The 16,617-nt window shown below is 69.7% G+C and carries 16 protein-coding genes; 2 read left to right on the plus strand and 14 right to left on the minus strand.

Going from position 1 to position 16,617, the window contains the following annotated elements; all coding sequences use genetic code 11:
• Positions 1–40: 40 nt before the first annotated feature.
• From ACIQ5Y_RS21275 to ACIQ5Y_RS21330, 12 genes are all read right to left on the minus strand, one after another.
• Complete coding sequence (locus ACIQ5Y_RS21275; RefSeq protein ID WP_403882439.1) at positions 41–3,967, minus strand: LysM peptidoglycan-binding domain-containing protein; 3,927 nt, start codon at positions 3,965–3,967, stop codon at positions 41–43.
• Positions 3,968–3,972: 5 nt separating this feature from the next.
• Entirely contained in the window at positions 3,973–4,344 is a 372-nt protein-coding gene (locus ACIQ5Y_RS21280) for a pilus assembly protein TadG-related protein (protein ID WP_403882442.1), read from the minus strand.
• A gap of 70 nt (positions 4,345–4,414) precedes the next feature.
• Positions 4,415–4,864 carry a TadE family protein gene (locus ACIQ5Y_RS21285; protein WP_403882444.1) on the minus strand — a complete coding sequence of 150 codons (450 nt, stop codon included), beginning with the start codon at positions 4,862–4,864 and terminating at the stop codon, positions 4,415–4,417.
• Positions 4,861–5,211 (minus strand): TadE family protein, encoded by a 351-nt coding sequence (locus tag ACIQ5Y_RS21290; protein ID WP_403882447.1) that lies wholly within the window; start codon positions 5,209–5,211, stop codon positions 4,861–4,863. The genes ACIQ5Y_RS21285 and ACIQ5Y_RS21290 overlap by 4 nt, the downstream gene beginning before the upstream one ends.
• Before the next feature lie 71 nt (positions 5,212–5,282).
• On the minus strand, positions 5,283–5,480 hold the full coding sequence (locus tag ACIQ5Y_RS21295; protein ID WP_403882450.1) for a hypothetical protein: 198 nt from the start codon (positions 5,478–5,480) through the stop codon (positions 5,283–5,285).
• Between the two features lie 27 nt (positions 5,481–5,507).
• Complete coding sequence (locus ACIQ5Y_RS21300; protein ID WP_403882454.1) at positions 5,508–6,407, minus strand: type II secretion system F family protein; 900 nt, start codon at positions 6,405–6,407, stop codon at positions 5,508–5,510.
• Positions 6,404–7,345, minus strand: a complete 942-nt coding sequence (locus tag ACIQ5Y_RS21305) for a type II secretion system F family protein (protein WP_403882457.1) — start codon at positions 7,343–7,345, stop codon at positions 6,404–6,406. Before ACIQ5Y_RS21305 ends, ACIQ5Y_RS21300 begins: the two co-directional genes overlap by 4 nt.
• A complete protein-coding gene (locus ACIQ5Y_RS21310) occupies positions 7,342–8,907 on the minus strand; it encodes a CpaF family protein (protein ID WP_403882460.1) in 1,566 nt (521 codons plus the stop codon). Before ACIQ5Y_RS21310 ends, ACIQ5Y_RS21305 begins: the two co-directional genes overlap by 4 nt.
• Positions 8,904–9,725 carry a hypothetical protein gene (locus ACIQ5Y_RS21315; RefSeq protein WP_403882463.1) on the minus strand — a complete coding sequence of 274 codons (822 nt, stop codon included), beginning with the start codon at positions 9,723–9,725 and terminating at the stop codon, positions 8,904–8,906. Before ACIQ5Y_RS21315 ends, ACIQ5Y_RS21310 begins: the two co-directional genes overlap by 4 nt.
• Entirely contained in the window at positions 9,726–10,265 is a 540-nt protein-coding gene (locus tag ACIQ5Y_RS21320) for an SAF domain-containing protein (protein WP_403882466.1), read from the minus strand.
• A 171-nt stretch (positions 10,266–10,436) separates the two neighbouring features.
• Entirely contained in the window at positions 10,437–11,372 is a 936-nt protein-coding gene (locus tag ACIQ5Y_RS21325) for an ATP-binding protein (RefSeq protein WP_403882469.1), read from the minus strand.
• A 238-nt stretch (positions 11,373–11,610) separates the two neighbouring features.
• Positions 11,611–12,267, minus strand: coding sequence for an ATP/GTP-binding protein (locus ACIQ5Y_RS21330; RefSeq protein WP_403882471.1), 657 nt, complete (start codon positions 12,265–12,267; stop codon positions 11,611–11,613).
• Here ACIQ5Y_RS21330 and ACIQ5Y_RS21335 point away from each other — a divergent pair, their 5' ends adjacent.
• Entirely contained in the window at positions 12,268–12,519 is a 252-nt protein-coding gene (locus ACIQ5Y_RS21335; protein WP_403882474.1) for a hypothetical protein, read from the plus strand.
• 20 nt (positions 12,520–12,539) lie between these two features.
• Here the strand turns inward: ACIQ5Y_RS21335 and ACIQ5Y_RS21340 are convergent, their stop codons facing one another.
• Positions 12,540–13,160, minus strand: coding sequence for a hypothetical protein (locus ACIQ5Y_RS21340; protein WP_403882477.1), 621 nt, complete (start codon positions 13,158–13,160; stop codon positions 12,540–12,542).
• Positions 13,161–13,974: 814 nt separating this feature from the next.
• On the opposite strand from ACIQ5Y_RS21340, the gene ACIQ5Y_RS21345 reads away from it, so the two are divergent.
• Positions 13,975–14,211: a hypothetical protein gene (locus ACIQ5Y_RS21345; protein WP_403882480.1), complete on the plus strand. Its 237-nt coding sequence runs from the start codon at positions 13,975–13,977 to the stop codon at positions 14,209–14,211.
• A 32-nt stretch (positions 14,212–14,243) separates the two neighbouring features.
• Here the strand turns inward: ACIQ5Y_RS21345 and ACIQ5Y_RS21350 are convergent, their stop codons facing one another.
• Positions 14,244–16,607, minus strand: a complete 2,364-nt coding sequence (locus tag ACIQ5Y_RS21350) for an ATP/GTP-binding protein (protein ID WP_403882482.1) — start codon at positions 16,605–16,607, stop codon at positions 14,244–14,246.
• Between the last annotated feature and the right edge of the window lie 10 nt (positions 16,608–16,617).

The following is a 16,617-nucleotide window of genomic DNA, read 5'->3' on the forward strand; positions in this document are numbered from 1 at the left end:
TGGGCGTGCCGAGCCGGACCGGGACAGGGGGGAATGCGGTTCATGAGACGGCGGATCCAAGCGTGGGCTGGGGGCGTTCGCCCTTCAGGAGGGTGCGCAGCAGGCCCAAGGTCTCGGGCGAGGAGTCGCAACCCTCTTCGGCGTTGATACGGGCCAGTTGGTGGGCGGCACGTTGCAGACCTTCGTGGTCGCCCAACTCGTGACAGATGGTGAACAGGTCGCGGTACAGGAGCTCCGACTGGCTGTCGACGAGCATGCCCTTGGTGACGGCCTGGGCCGCGGCGCGGTAGTCACGCACGTGACGACGCCGCTCGGCGAGCTCGTGTGCGACGTCGACGATGGCGCTGATCATCTCCTGGATGTCGGCTTCGGCCCAGATGTACTTGGACGGGTCGACGTCGGAGAAGGGCCTTCCCCGGACCAGGGCGAGTGCCTGAGCCAGTGCGTTGTCGGCGTCCTGCCCGTCGTTGTGCATGCCCTGCCGGTACAGCTCCTTGAACTGATCCCAGTCGGAGGTGACTTGGTCGTTGAAGGAGTACACCCCGTTGCGGATGTGGGGCAGGTAGTAGGTGTGCGGGTCACTGGCAGGGAGGAGCGGGTCTCGGCCCAGCCAAACCCGGAGCTTGCTGATGGCCGAGTTGCGGGAGTCCGACCGGGTGCGGATACCGGGCCAGATCGCGTCGTCGAGGTCCTGGCGGCTCAGCCCGGGGTGGAGCACCAGCCACGCGGCGATCTCCTTCAGCGAGTTGGCGCGATTACTCTCCACCCGGCCGAGTGTGCCCACGAGGTCGACCGGGCCGAGGACCTGTACCTGAGGCGTGCCCGGAACGTTGGGGGGCGTGGAGAGCGCCGCCAGGACCGTGGAGGTGGCGGCGCTCGGCCGGGGCGCGATCCGCCGCTCCGCTGGTTCCGTCCCCGGCGTGTCGCTGCGGCCGAGTGCAGCCGGGGACAGCCCGGAGTCCGCCTCCTCGGCAAGGTCAGGATCTCCGTCGGAGTCGGAGTCGGAGTCGCTGTCCTCCCAGGCGTACGGGTCTTCGTCGTCGGCGCGCTCGGTCAGGACCTCGTTCAGCACGTCGTCGAATTCGGCGGACTCGGGATCCCCCCACACCCCGGCGCCCAGCGCGGAGGCGGACTCCTCCTCGGGTTCCTCCTCGAACAGGACGTGGCCGGAGGCGTCGTCGCGGCGCACCGTCGAGTCGGCGTCGGCGTCGGCGTCGGCGTCCTCGTCCTCGCCGTCCAGGTCGAACGGCTCCATCGCGTCGAAGGGTTCCATCACGTCGAAGGGCTCCGTCGCGTCGAAGGACGCCAACGCGGCTTCCTCCGCCGCCTCGACGGGCGGCTGCGCGAAGGAACCGGCGACGTCGGGAGCCAGCCCGCTGGTGTCCTCCTCGGTGCTCGTGGAGGGTGTAAACGCGGGTGTGGGGAACGAGAAGTCGGGAAGCGCGGTTGCCAGATCTCCTCCCGGAGCCGGAGCCGGAGCCCAAGCCGGAGGCGGCGTCGGAGCCACAGCGGCCATCGGTCCCGCGGTGGTCTCGGGAGAGAGGGCGGACTCTTCCGGCGCGGAGGCGGCGACCGAGCCGCGGGGACCGTTGTGGTCCAGCGGGCCGGTGTGCCCGGTCCACGGAGGCGGCGGCACGTCGTCGGTGCGGCTGGAGGTGGAAAGGAGCGTGACGAGCCGCCCGTAGGCGGTCTCGTCGAGGTACTGCAGCTTGACCGACAGGTCCAGGCCGGGCAGATCGACCAGACCGTCGGGGTGGGCGGGCAGGGTCCAGGAGCCGTGCAGGTCGAGTTCGCCGGCGGCCGCCGTGACGACCGCGACCGAGGTTCGCGGGCGGGAGGCCAGCACGTCTTCGAGTACGTCGGCCGCCTGGCCGGACAGGGGGGCGGTGGAGATGAGGATGCGGGGGACCCAGGAGTCCCCGGACGCCTGCTCGCTCAGCCGTGCGGAGCGCAGGTGGTCGTGACTGCCGTCGTCGAGGGCGGCGCGCTGGAAGGCGTCGTGGGCCTGGAGTTCGGCTGCCGCCACGTCCAGGTCCGTGTGGTGGTCGATCTGGTCGGGGTAGAGGGCTTGCAGGTCGCTTCCGGAACCGGCCAGCACGATCTGCGTGGTGGGCGCCAGCCGGGAGGACGCCAGTTCCACGGCGAGCGCTAGCATGACGCCGCGGACATCGGCCGGGCTTCCGGCCAGGCGGAGCAGGCCGACGGTCTCCAGGTCGACCAGCACCGCGTCGCCGTCCTCGGTCTCGCCGAGGCTGACCAGAGCCGGGTAGGGCGGGTTGAGTTCGGCGACCTCGCCCTCGGAGCGCAGGGAGGCGCCGGCCACCGGGCACCACCACACCCCCGGGTTGCCCTCCCGTTCGGCGAACGGAGCGACGGGCGGGGTGGCGGCGGCCAGGTGCAGCTCCACGCCGCGCGGGGTGATGCGCATGGCCTCGATCTCCGGCAACGGGCGGCCCATCGCTCGGCAGTTGAAGGCCAGAGTGCGCAGGACGCGGTCGGCCAGCGCGGTGCCGGTGATGTCGGAAGCCACCCGCAGCTGCGTCTCGAAGTCCGCTTCGGCCCCCGAGGGCATGGGGATGCGCCGCTTGGGACGGCGTCTGCGCTGCTGACGTGCCCGCCTGGTGGCGATGACGGCCAGTACCGCTGCGGCCAGGATGCTCCCGGCCGCGGCGACCGTCTTCACCGTCTGATCGCCGGTGTCGGACGTCTCCTGCGGGGCCGGGACCGGCGCCTGGTCGGTGGGTGTGCCGGTGGACGGATTCTCCGGCGTCTGCTGGGGCGCTGGCGTCTGCTGAGCTGCCGGGGGCTGCTGGGGTGCCGGCGCTTGCGCGGACGGCTGCTCGGAGGGGGTCTGAGGAAGGGCGGTCGGCTGTCCGCCGTCACCCTTGCCGTCCCCGTCGCCCTTGGGCCCGTCGTGCTGGCCGGCGCCCGTCTCTCCGCTGCCCGTCTCCCCGCCGCCCGGCTGGCCGCCGCCGTGGTCCTGCTCCGGCGCGGGCTGCTGCACGGGCGGAGGAGCCGGGGTGTCCGCGGTCGGTGCGGCGCTTCCGTCGTGGGGGGCGGGGAGCTTCAGTTGCCAGCCGGGGTGGATGTCGTCGGGGTCGGTGAAGGTCCGTCCGTCCGACTGCCGTACGCCTTCGTTGAGTTCGACGATCGCGGGATAGTCCGCATCGTCACCGAGCTCGACCTCGGCGATAGACGACAGGGTCTCGCCGGGCAGCACCTTATGGGTGGTGGTGGCCGCCGGCGCGGCGTCGGCCGGAGCCGTGGCCCCCTGCTGGGAGCCGGTTGCGCCGGTGTCGGCAGCTGTGGCGTTCGCGGGGAGCCGCAGGATCCAGCCCGGCTGCAACACGGTGGTGTCGGCGGTGATGAGGGTGCCGTCCGGCTGGGGGATGCCCTGGTTGACCTCGATGATGCGGTGCCATTCGATCCCGCCGCCGAGCCTCTTCTCGGCGATGTCCCACAGGGAGTCGCCCCTCACGACGTGGTGCACCGGCCCGTCGTACGTGGTGCCGGCCTTGACGGAGGTGGCGGAGGTCGCCGTGTTCGGGGTGACCGAGGCGACGGCGGCCACGGGCGCCGCGGTCGCGGGTACGGTCGAGGCGAACGCGGTCCCGGTCGGCAGCAGGATGAGGATGCCGCCCACCAGGGCGCCCGCGAGCTGCTGGGAGCCGCCGAGGAGCCGGATGCGCGGCGCGCTGCGGTGCCGCAGGGCCGCGCCCGTCTCCAGGACCACGGAGATGACGAACGTGATCCACCCGTACCAGCCGATCAGCGTGATCGCCCCGAGGAACAGGGACCCGCTGTCGGGGCTGGTCAGGGCCGTAACGACCTCGTCCAGGCTCGGCAGGTGATCGGGCAGCACTCCGACGGCGAGGAGCGCGTACGGCACGCCGGCCACGAGAACGGCGAGCGTGACGAGGGCGAGGAGCGCCCGCACGATCGTGAAGGTGGTGCTTCGTTTGTTCATCGCTGCTACCCCCGGTAGACCAGGCTTGCGCGGCCGTGACCTGTGACGGACCAGTTGCCGCTTCCGAGGAAGACGGGCTGGTAGTTCTCGTTGACGGTGACCTGCAGAGAGCCGCCGTCGTCGCTGACGCTGACCGATCCGGCCACGCCCGCGCTGCTCAGGTACGAGCGGGCGGCGGCGACCGCGGCGTTGCGGTCCACGCTCACCCCTCCGCCGGCGATGACCCTCCCGGCGTCGATCGCCTGTCCGCCGGCCCTGGCCGCCTCCTGTGCCACGCCCTCGGCATGGGTACGGGCACGCAGCTTGCCGCCGCCGTCCACGACGAGCGCGGCCACGGCGAGCAGCGCCACGATGGTGACGAGAAAGAAGAGGCTCATCGAGCCGCGGTCACGCAGCACGGCGCGCCGTAGGCGAGGTGCGAGGGCGGGATTCATGCGTTCTTCCTGGTCAGCCACGCTGGCGGTACGAGTCGATCGGCGAAGTGAAAGAACCGGTCAGGGTCTTGGCCCCGGGCAGCCCGGGAAGCGCGATGTCGGACAGGTTGACGACGCAGGTCACCGTCACGGTGGTGGAGGCCCGTTCACCGATCCGTGCGCTGAACCCCCCCGTACTGATGGACACCGACGTGCTGTTGCACCGCAGACCTTGTTGGCCCAGCACCCTGTTGGCCGTCGCCTGGCCGGCGCTGCTGGCGGCCCCCCCGTTGCGTTCCAGGGACGCGGCGCGGGCCGCGTTGCGTGCAGCCGTGTCCACGGCGTTGTGGGAGGAGGTGACGCGGCCGAATGCCACGACTAGCAACAGCACCATGATCAGGGCGGGGAAGAGCATCACCGCCTCGAGGGACAGGGACCCTCGTTCGCGCTCACCGCCCCGCAGCCGGAGCCTGAAGGTCTTCATCGTGCCTCCGTGAGGCGCTCCACGGGGGCATCCGCATGCTGGTTGATGGTGAGATCGAGGCCGGGGATCATGGTGGCGACGCTGCCGGTGACCGTGATCCGCACCGTCGTCGCCCCCTTGTTGCCGGTCACCTTGGTTCCGGAGATGCTGCCACCCGCCCGCGACAGGAAGTCGCGGGCCTGCGCGGCGCCGGTCTCGCCCGACGCGCCACGGACTCGCGCGGACTCGACACCCAACTGGGCGGCCGACATCGCGACGTTGCGCGCGTGCCACCACAGTCCGACGTGGACGACGAGCAGGATGATCAGCAATACCGCGGGGAAAATCATGAGCATCTCCAGGCTCATGGCACCGCGGTCCCGCGCGCCGCTCTGAGCGAGCGCGCGGAACCGACGTCCCACCGCCTTGCCAGGACGGATCACTTGATGGTTTTCGCCTTCTCGTTGACCTTGGTCAGGATCACGCCGGCGGCGATGGCCGCGACGACCACGAGACCGGCGACGATCATCATCGTCTCGATGGAAATCGCTCCGCGGTCGTCACGGGCCTCCTTGAGGCGCTCGATCCGGGCGCCGAAGTAGGCCTTGACGAAGGTCCAGGAAGGGTCGATGTGCATGGGGAATTTCCTTGTCTTGTAGGGAAGTCAACTGGCCATGATCCGCGAGAGCGCGGGATAGCCGATGTAGACGGTCATGATCAGTACGAGCATTGCTACGGGCATGACCATCTTTTCGCTGGCCGTGTTGGCCTGCGCTTTCGCCGCCGTGACGAGCGCGCCGGACAGGGAGCGCGCCTGTGCGCCGAGGGTGGCCCCGACGGCCGCGCCCTCCTCGCCGGCGATGGCGATGATGTCGGCCGGTGCACCGAGCTCGGGTACGTCGAGCTCGACGGAGAGCCGCTTGAGGCCCTCCCAGGGGCTGATGCCCTCGAGCTCGGCGCGGGTGATGGTGTCGCGGATCCTCGCGAACACCCAGCCGTCGCCGACCTGGGCAGCCTTCTTCAGGGCCTCGGTGGGTGCGGCGTCAGCTGCTCGCTCGAGCTGGACCAGGCGGAGGTACGCCTTGATCGCGTGGCGGAAGTCCTCGCGCGCTTCGGTGGCCTGCTGCTTGAGCTGCAGGTCCGGGATCAGCCAGAAGACCACGGCCAGCGCGAGGCCGGCGATCGCGGGTATCGCGAACGGGATGGGGAAGCCGACGGTGTTGGCCAGGCCCACGGCCAGGACGGGTAGCAGGAGCCCGTACAGCGCCAGCCCGAGTTTGCGCCCCAGGTGGGCGGCGGGGGAGCGGCCGACGAGTTCCAGCTGCTGGCGCGGCAGACGCAGTGTGCCCTCGCCCGCGGTGCGCAGGAGGAAGGCGCCCGCCTTCTCCAGCAGCGAGTCGGGGTCGCCGACGGGTCGGCGTTCGAGGTTCTCCAGGCGGCCGGCGTCCATACGGGACAGCACGTCCTTGAGGTCGGGCCGGCCGGGCAGCAGGCCGCGGGCGGCGACCACCAGTCCGAGACCGGTGACGGCCCCGCCTATGGCGGCGTAGGGGGAGAGGATCACGAGGACTCCTCCAGGCTGAGGGCTCCGCGGGTGCCGCCGGAGCGGTCGGCGGAGGACAGGAAGCGGGGGGCGGGATCGATGACGGCCATCTTCCTCATCCAGATCTTCACCAGGACGAAGCCCACCCCGACGCCCGCCAGGACCACATGGCCCATCACGGTGTTGTACGGCTCGACGTACCCGGTGGAGAGCATCGTGATCCCGAAGATGCCGAGGCAGAAGATCGTCACCCACCTGTCGTTGGTACGGGGCTTCTGCCGGTCCGCCTCCACCTCGCGGCGCATGAGGACCTCGTGGCTCAGGGCTTCGGCGAGTTCGCGCATGGCCCGGCTCAAGCCGGCGCCGCGGTCCTCGACGTGCAGGATCAGCAGCGCGACGACTTCGTCGACGGTGGCGTCGTCGAGGTCGTCCGCGAAGCTCCGGTAGGCGTCCTGCGGGAGCCAGCCGGCCGTCATGCGCGACACCAGGAGGGTCACCTCGGTGCTGATGGCCGCCGGGACCGTCTCCAGGCTCCGCTGGACCGAGGCCTCGAGGCTGACGCCGACGGTGTGGATGTCGGACATGCGCCGGATCCACTCCTCGACCCCCTCCAGTTTGGCGATCTGTTCCTTGCCGGATCCGGAGGTGTTGAGCAGCCAGGGGAGGCCGACGACGACCGCGACGGTGAGCAGGCCTCCCATCGGCCAGCCGGTGAAGAGCCACACGACCATGCCAAGGACGGCGGCCGCTCCCAGGCGCCAACTGCCGCCGGTCCACCAGGCGTTCTTCGCCTTCGCGTCCGTGCCCAGGAAGGCCCGGACCCGCTGTTCGGTGCGGCTGCGTCGCCGCACGGTCGTGGAGGGTGCCCAGCCGATGCCGCCCACGACGGCGAGTACGAGACCGCCGACCGCTGCCAGGCCCGCCAGGCCCGCGAGCAGGGAACCGAGGGTGAGCGTCATAGCGGCATCACCGTGTTCAGCGGCGCGCTCCAGGAACCCCACCGGTTCTGCAGGACCCTGCGGTCCAGTCCGGCACGGACCATGTCCTGCAGCCGACCCTGCGAGATGTTGCCGTGGGGGACGGCACGGGCTTCGCGGTAGCCGTCGTGCTCGCGGGGGGCGAACACCATTTGGTGGCTTGGACGGCCGCCCTCTCCGATGCCGGTGATCTCCATGACGTGACTGACGAACCTGTGCTTGCGTCCCGTCTTGCCGTCCGGGCCGACGAGCTCGGTCTCGTCGACGAGGCGCACGTAGACGACCAGATTGATGGCCTGGGCTATGAGCCGGTAGGCCAGGGCCTCGGTCATGCCGATGCCGGCCTCCAGACAGAGGGTCGCCAGACGTTCGATGGACAGCTGAGGGCTGCGGGCGTGGAGGGTCGCCATGGACCCGCCCTCGCCCTCGTTCATCGCATGCAGCATGGGCACGACTTCCTTGGAGCGGACCTCGCCCACCAGGACCCGCCTCAGGCTCATGCGCAGCAGCTGCGGGAACAGGTCGGATAGCGTCAGCTCGCCCTGGAGCTTGCCGTCCGGCCCCCGTTCACCGTTGGATTCGCGTCCCTCGTACGCGACGACCTCCGGGCCCTCGGGGTCCTCGTGGAGGTAGAGCTCGTACTCGCTCTCGAGGGTGCCGACCCTTTCGTTGCGGGGGATCTCGCGGGCCATGGCGCGCAGCAGCGAAGTCTTTCCGACGCCCTGTGATCCTACGATCACGATGTTCTGGCGTGCTTTGACTGCGGCGCGGAGGAAGTGGGCGAGGGTGGTGTCGATGGTGCCCCAGCGTACGAGGTCGTCCAGGCTCTGGCCGCGCGTGCGGTGGCGGCGGATGACGACCTGCGGGCTCGGCGTGACCCACGCCGAGGCTGCCAGACGGGAGCCGTCGGCCAGCCTCATGTTCAGGTTCGGGGTGGCCGGGGTGAGGGCCCTCTCGCCCTGCCCCTGCATGCGGCTGATGTGATTGATCAGCGAGATGAGGTCCTTGTCGCTCGCCGCGACGGGATCCCACTTCCGGGAAGGGCGGTCGGCGTAGTCGACGCGCACCTGGCTCCCGTTGATGATGATGTTCTCTACGTTGGGATCGTCCAGCAGCGGCTGGAGGCGGCCGGCCCTGAACAGCTCGTCGAACACGGCCTTCTTGAGCTGTGTCTCCTGGGCGAAGGTCAGCGGTGTGGTGGTGGCCGCGTACTTCGTCGCCCACTGGGAGACGACCTCGTTGATGATCGACTGGCCGTGCTGACGGCGGTCCTGATCGCTCATCCCGGCGTCGGCCGCGGCGGCTTCGCCGATCCGGAGACTGGCCCGGCCGCGCAGTTCGGTGATCACCTCGTGCCCGACGGGCAGGGTGCCGGGCACGGCTCCGTCCACGGCCGGTGCGGAGGGTGCCGGAACGTCGGTGGCCGTAGCGGTCTGGCTGGGTACGACGGCGAGCTTCGCCGGCGGGGGCGTCTGGCTCAGGGCCTGGGTGAACAGGTGCTCGAGGTGCGGAATCGCCGGGGATTCCGGGTGGGTCTCGGTCATGAGGCCCTCCCCGTCACCGTGGGCATGGTGGTCGGACGCAGTTGGATCCTGCGCCGCGTGACGAGTTCGTTGATGGGGCCGTGCGCGGTCCGGGCCGAGCGCAGCAGCGCCTTCGGCGTCCGCTTGAAGCGCCCGTGGGTGAGGACGTCGGCGGTCACGGGGTCCCAGGCGAGCATGGCGATCGCCGGTGTCTGCAGCTCCTGCTGCACGTTGCTGGAGGAGAACGGCCCTTCCTCGATGAGGAGCAGGCCGAGCGCGTCCGCGCCCGTGCCGTTGTGGGAGAGTTCCTCGCGCAGGATCCGTACGGCAGGCGCCGCGGAGGTGATCGACACCTGTGTCGTGCGCACGACGAGCAGGACGGCGTCGGCCTGCCGGATCAGCGGCGTCGGATAGGCCGTGGTGCTCAGCCGGGTCTCCGATTCCGGGACGAACCGTCCGCAGTCGATGATTACGTCGTAGCCGCTCTGGTCCATGACGCCCAGGAGCGTCGCGATCTGCTCCCAGGTGCGCGCGAGCGAAGGGGCCTGCGAAGGGTCGGTCAGGCCCGGGAGCAGCATCCGGTTGCCGGTGAGATCCCGGTCCAGGCTGACGAAGTGCTGGGCGAACTCGCGGGCCAGGGTGGACTGTCGGTCCGCAGCGGCCAGTCGGTGCATGCCGACGGCCGCACTGCCCTCGCCGCCGAGGTACCCGGCCCTGATCGTCCCGCCGGAGGGATCCGCCTCGACGAGAAGGGACGGCCTGGGGGAGGCCAGGGCCAAGGCGAGAGCCGCACAGGTGACGCCGGACGACTTCGCCGACACGAGTGCTATGACGGCCATTCAGCTCCTCGCCTTCAGCACGATGGTCGCGCTGCCGCGGGCGGCCCAAGTGGCCAGCGGAGCACTGTCGGTGGGAGCTACGGCCACGTCGACGACCTGCGCCCCGTTCGCGTCGGGGGCGGAGACGGCGACGACGACGGCGCTGATGCTGTCCGGTGTGGCCGGCTTCTGCCCGCTCTTGGCGTCGGCGCTGTCCTGGGGCGTGTAGACGACGACGACCGCGTCGCCCGCCCGAAGGTGCTGGGCAGGAAGCTGGCCGGGCTTGGCCAGGACTCCGACCGTGTCGCGGCCCTTGGCCACGTTGGCCCCCTCGGTGACCGAGGCTCCGGTGATCAGGGTGCCCTTGGGGAGATCGGCGGCCGCCCTCTTGCCCACGATGTCCTGGCTCCTGGTCACGGGGACCGGCTTGAGGGCCGGGTCGGGAGCGACCTCGGCGGCCACGAGGTCACCGGCCTTGACGACTTCGCCCGCCTTGACGTCGTGGGCCAGCGCGATGACGGCCACCCGGTTGCCGGCCTCGTTGACCTGCCAGACCGCCACGAGCGCACCAACTGCCGCTAGGGCCAGGCCGGCGCCCACCACGACGGGCCGGCGGCGCCGTCGTGGTGCCTCCTGGGTGATCGGAAGCGGACCTGCCGGAGCGGTCTGCTCGGCTCGCCCGGATGTGCTGGTTGTGATCGTCCTTGCCATCGTCTGGGTACGTTCCTTGGGCTAGTTGACGACCTGCAGCTCGCCGATGCGAGCCGTGGACGTGGAGGTGCGGGTGGTGTCCGGGATGGTGCCGGTCTCGCCGGTGCTGGCAGTCCAGCTCACGGTCCATGTGCTGGTGGCCGTGATCGTGTGGGTGCCGACCTTGGTGTAGCGGTGCCCACAGTCAGGGGAGTCGGCCTTGCCGAAGCTCTGTTGGTACGGGGTGCCCGGCTTGGTGCAGGTGATGGTTGTGCCGTCGCCCATCGACCAGGCGATGCCCTTCACCTTGGCGGTCACCGTGACGGACAGGCCGCCGGCGGAGACCGTCATCGTCTGCGGGCCCCAGGTCTGCGGGGACTGTGCGGTCCACAACCATACGGGGACCCCGACGAGGCCCTCGGAGCTGGCGGGCGGAGCCGTTCCGATCTGCGCCCCGTCCAGGCGCATGCGGTCGAAGGCCTGTTGGGCGAGCTGGGCCGGCGACGGGCCGCCACCGAGGGGGTCCGTGGCGTGCCACTGCAGGAAACCGCCGTTCTGGCCGTTGGGCAGTCCGTGGGTCTGGGCCAGGCACGCGTAGTAGTAGATCGCGCCGTCGGTGTGGCCCTGCCAGCTCGGGTCGGACTTCGGCGGCTGGGGATGCATCAGGCCGATGTAGCACATCTTCCGCTCGTCGAGGGTGCCGATGCCCTCGATGTGGCAGGGCCACTGGTAGTAGCTGGTGGCCCCCGTGGCACAGGTCTGGCCGCTGCCGGAACCGCCGCCGCCACCTCCGCTCCCTCCGCCGCCACCCGGCTCACCCGGATGACCCGGCACAGTGACACCGCCGCAGACGTACCGGGTGCAGTGGCCCACGTCCGGCTCCCCCTCGGCCCGGGCGTCGGACAGGGGTTGCAGCATCATCGCGATGACAGCGAGGAGCGGAAGAAGCACGGCCTGAAGGGCTCGCCGCCTCAGCATGAACGATCCTGCAGCTGGGTGGAGGTGATCATCCGCGACTGCGGCGGAGCCTGCGATGAGCGCAACGCCGGTGCGGCGCAAGTCGCCCTGAGCTAGGGGTGCCACGGGCAGAACCTCATAGGTGTTGTGGTCGGAAGAGACGTGCGTGGTGCATAGGGCGGTTCCGCAACGGAACCGGATGATCACATGTATGACGAACAGTCAGCTGACGCCAAAGCCGTCTCGGCGTGTTCTCGGTCTAGTTGACGACCTGCAGCTCGCCGATGCGAGCCGTGGACGTGGAGGTGCGGGTGGTGTCCGGGATGGTGCCGGTCTCGCCGGTGCTGGCAGTCCAGTCCACGGTCCATGTGCTGGTGGCCGTGATCGTGTGGGTGCCGACCTTGGTGTAGCGGTGCCCACAGTCAGGGGAGTCGGCCTTGCCGAAGCTCTGTTGGTACGGGGTGCCCGGCTTGGTGCAGGTGATGGTTGTGCCGTCGCCCATCGACCAGGCGATGCCCTTCACCTTGGCGGTCACCGTGACCGAGAAGTCGCCCGCGGCAGCGGTCGTCGACTGCGGGCCCCAGGTCTGTGGCGTCTGGGCCGTCCACAACCACACTGGCAGGCCGACGAGACCTTCCGCGCCGGCCGGTGGTGCGGAGCCGATTGCCGCGCCGTCCAGGCGCATCCTGCTGAATGCCTCCTGCGCCACCTGGGCTGCTGTCGGGCCCCTCTGGATGGGGTTGGAAGCCATCCAGCGCATCGTGCCGATCGTGCTGTGTGTCAGTGCGACGCAGACGAACGTGTAGATGGCGCCGTCAGTGTGACCCCGCCAGATGGGGTCGGCCTTCGGAGGTTGCGGGTTGGTGAGCTGTACGTAGCAACTGCTGCGGTCGTCGTAGTCGCCTACTCCGTCCACGTGGCACGGCCACTCACCGATGTGTGTCGCACCGGTGGCGCAGGTCTGGCCGTCGTTGATGGGCTCGCCGCCTCCGCGACCGCCTCCATTGCCACCACCGCTGCTGCCACCCGACCCACCCGTTTGGCCGGGCGCTTTGACGTGGTCACAGACGTACTGGTTGCAGTGACCTACGTCTCCGTTGCCTTCGGCTCGGGCGTCGGGCAGGGGCTGGAGCATCACGACGATGACGGCGAGGAGAGGGAGGAGTAAGGAATGTAGGGGCCGGGACCTCAGCATGAACGGTCCTGCGGCTGAGTAGAGGTGATCATCCACGTTCCTCCCACCGTACGGGCTTCGAAGTTGAAGACCGAACGCTTGCGCCTCTCGCTCGGCAAGGGCCGCTCGGCTCCGGTCTTCGCGTCGACGACCTTCCAGTTCGTGACGTCGAGGCAGTCGGTGAGGGAGGCCTTCTTCGGTTCCTGGTCGACGCTGATCGCCGTGACCTGAGGTGTGATGACCGGCGCGCCGGTCATGGCGTCGCCCCTGATCTTCATGCTGGCGACATCGGCGAGAGCCTGCGCGTAAGCGGAGTCGAACGCGTACTTCTCCAGGTCCGTGTCGCGGACATCGGCCTTCGCGAACGCCTTCACCTGGGCGTCCCAGAACTTGCGGTAGACCGCCTCCACCTCCGCCTTCACCGCGGCCTGCGGGTCCGTACTCGCGGACGGCGAGGCGGAAATCGTCGGCGCGGGCTTCTTTTCGGCCGGCCCGCTGGTGCAGCCGGCCAGTACCGCGACCGCGGCGGCGGCTGCGGCGAGCGCAAGGCCGGCGCGGCGCATGTCGCTCTGAGATAGGGGTGCCACTGGCAGAACCTCGTAGATGTTGTGGTCGGACGAGAAGGGGGTGGTCATGCGGCAGGCGGAGCCACAACGGGCTCCAGAGGGCATGCGTCTGAAGTGTCGTCAGCCTCGGGCGAGGCGGAGACAGGGGCGTGCGAACTGCACCGTGGACGGAGGTGGAGGCTCCATTGCGCTCCGTGTCCGTACGACGTGGCTACGCCGTGGTGGCTCTGAAGGACGAGGCCGGTCCGGCCTGGTCGTGCGCTGGCGCGGCGCGCTCATGGGCCGACCGGGCCCGAGTGGCAGCCGGACGGAGGGTCCGGCCCCTTTCGCATCGACCGGTGGACACGGCCCCCTGTGTCAGGTGTGCCGAAAGAAACGCTCGCGTGACTGCAACAGGCTTCATCATGCTCCCCCCTGCTCATGGTGTGGCCTGAGGTCAGGGCGGACACCAACTCGTCCATCTTCGAAAGAACTTGGCCGAAGAGTGACCATCCGATCATCGCCATCCGCTGTGTCCAATGTCAACTAGAATGATCGGTGCCACGGAACTCGCAGGCGCGGAGGGAATGTTGGTGAAAATTTCAACCAGGCGGAGTGTTCGCCCATCGATCGGTGGTGCCGGTCGTGAACCGTGTTGACCCGTGTTGACCCTTGCCGCCAAGCTCGCCTTCCTCCTGCGCCGACGCCCGGGGCCTGACGGGGAACCCCCCTCCAACCAGACCCTGTCCGAGGAGATCCGTGCGCTGCCCGGCCACAAACGCGGCGGTTCCATCGGCCAGTTGTCCAAACTGCGATGCGGAGACGACATCGACACCATCTGCGCTCTGCGGCCGTGCTCGGGGCCCCGGCCGCGTTCTTCCTGCCGGGGGCGGAAGATTACGATGTGCTCTCCGTCATAGAGGGGATCCGCAAGGCCTCTGACGTTGTCCGACATCTCGACGGTACCGGCAGCTCCACACCGTTTGACGGCCTCATACTCGGCGCGTGTGCCGCTCTGGGAGCGGTGGTGACCGCCGCCTGCCTGTATCGCGCCCGCATGACGCCGACCTTCCTCGGCTTGACTCTTCCCGTCCTCGGGGTAGTGGTGCGCAAGGCCGGCCGGCGACCCACCCGCACGTGACCTCTCGCCCGTCACGGGCCACACGTGCGCGGTCACCTGCGCCTCGGCCGGTTGGGGTCGAGCGGCAGGACCTTGCCGAGGGTGACAGCTGCGGAAGAGGCGGTTCTCGTCCCGCTGATGATGGGCGGAGAGCCGGAGCCCACGAGGACGTCATCGTCCGGCTGCGCAGCGAGCGCGGGGACGAACTGTCGCAGCCGCGGATCCAGGAGGCGCAGGTCGGTCAGGATGTCGCGGACCGGTCGCCGCTCCAGGTTCTCGTCGATCGCCCGACGCAGCAGCTCCTCGTTCCGGGGCCGGTGGTAGTCGGCGTAGAGCTCCTCGATCGAGGCGCCGCGCACACGGAACGGGTCCGTCGTGCCTCCGTCGAGGGTCACCGACATCACGTAGTCGTGGCGGTCGAGCCCGGTGATCGTTTCCGGCGACACCTTCTTGTCCCAGCGGTGGGTCACCAGGGCGGCTTCCTCGACGTCGGATGCCGCTGTGGAGAGGATCGACGGATCCTGCAGCAGGCCCTGGCGGGCTGTGGGGCTGAGGTGCTGCGCCGTCCGCGTCCTCGCCAGCAGCTTGACGTTGAACTTCCTCAGCTGCTCGGTGATCTGCGCCAGAGTGCCCTTGGATGCGCTGTCCACATGTGCCAGCTCATCGATGAAGGAGTAGAAGGGGCGGCGCAGTTCGGCAGGCGTGTCGCGCCGGGACAGGCCGGCCCGGAAGAGGTCGTAGATCAACAAGGAACTGATGACACGGTCGGCGTCACCCGTTCCGGAGGGACAGACAAAGACGATCTTGGACGTGTCCATGGCGTGGCGGACGTCGTAGGTCGATCGCGCCGCACCGAGGAATGCCTTGATCGCGTTCGACGAGGACAGCTGGTCGATGGCGGCCGTGACGACCGGAACGGCGTCCTTGGTGTACGTGGGGAAGGCGTTCGTCCAGAAGTCCCGCGTCTCCTTGGGGAGGTAGGGAAGCACCGCAGTACGCCATGCCGCATCGGTGAGGATGGTCCGGATCTGGAAGACCGTGGGTGCCAGTTCAGGCCGGCCGGCGCGGCAGACCTGCCACGACAGGGAGACCAGGGACTCCACCGCGCGGGTGAGTACCGTCTTGACGCGGCCTGCGGAGTCCGACCAGTTCAGAGGAGCCGCGAACCCGGTGACGACCGACTGGACGATGTCGGGGATCTCCGACTCGATCCGGTTCTCCATCGACAGGGGGTTCCAGGAAGCGACCGTCGTGTCCGGTTCGGCCGAGGTCAGGTCGATCTCCCAGATCCGGTCGGCCATCGCCTGGTGGGCGAGGTAGGGCCGCGCTCGTGCCCAGCCGTCACCGTGGGGGTCGAGGAGGAGGACACCGCACCCGTTGTGGGCCAGAGCGATCGCCTGGACGAGACTCATCTCCGTCTTGCCGGAGCCGGACTTGCCGAGGAAGAGGCCGAGGTGGAGGTACTTCAGCGGTACGCCGACTAGCCTTTCTCCTTCGCCGGGCCGGGCCACCCAGCCCAGGGGGAGCAGGTCGTGCTGGCCCGTCCACGTCGGCAGCGCGGCAGGCGGGGGCGGGACCTCTCCACCGGAGCGGCTGACGTGGGCCGCGCCGTCGTTCGGGGCCGGGGGCTTGAGGAGGCCGGCGATCTGCGGGGCGGTGCACCAGGAGTCGCGGCGCGGGGTGAACACCCCACTCTCGAATCGGCGGTCGAATCGGCGCTGGTGCATCCGGTCCCGGACTCGGGTGATGCCACGGGGGAGGCCGACGGGCAGGAGGCGTTCGTCGCCGGACCACGGCTTCAGGGCGGCGAGGACGTGAGCGAGGAGGCTCTGGGCCCGATCGGCGTCAGGGGCGCCCGTGCGGACGAGGAGCTGCACGGAGAAGACGGGCTCGTTACCGGGCGCGAGCTTGCTGCGGGCCGTCTTCCAGTCGGCCATGCGCCGGATGAGCGTGGCGCCGGTGTGCGGGCGCCGCCGGCTCTGGTCCTGGTCCTGGTCCTGGCCCTGGTTGCCCTTCATCTCGGTGGCGATCTCGGACAGCAATGACGACAGGTCGAATCCGAAGCGGTTGGTGCTCCGAGGCGTGCCGGGCTTCGCCGGCCCGCCGCCGGTGGAGAGCTGTTCCCGCGCCAGCAGGCGCCTGCGTCGGCGCCTGACCCGGGAGGGGGCGACAGGAACGAGGTCGAGGACGATGTCGGCACTCTCGCCGCGGTTCTCGCGTACGTCGGCGAGCGCGTCGGCCAGGGCCTCGAGCGGAACCGGAGGGTACGACCCTTCGCCCCGAGCGAGGTGGTCAAGGGGCAGGACGAGTTCGACCCGGGCGTAGTGCGTCCGTGGATCCGCATGCTCGCGAGGAGCCGCCTCGGGCTTGACGAAGTCGACCGCTGGAGCGGCGGTCGGGTCGGGCGCGGAGTTCATGATCTTCCCT

This window comes from Streptomyces sp. NPDC096339 (genome assembly GCF_044762985.1).
Taxonomy (GTDB): Bacteria; Actinomycetota; Actinomycetes; order Streptomycetales; family Streptomycetaceae; genus Streptomyces.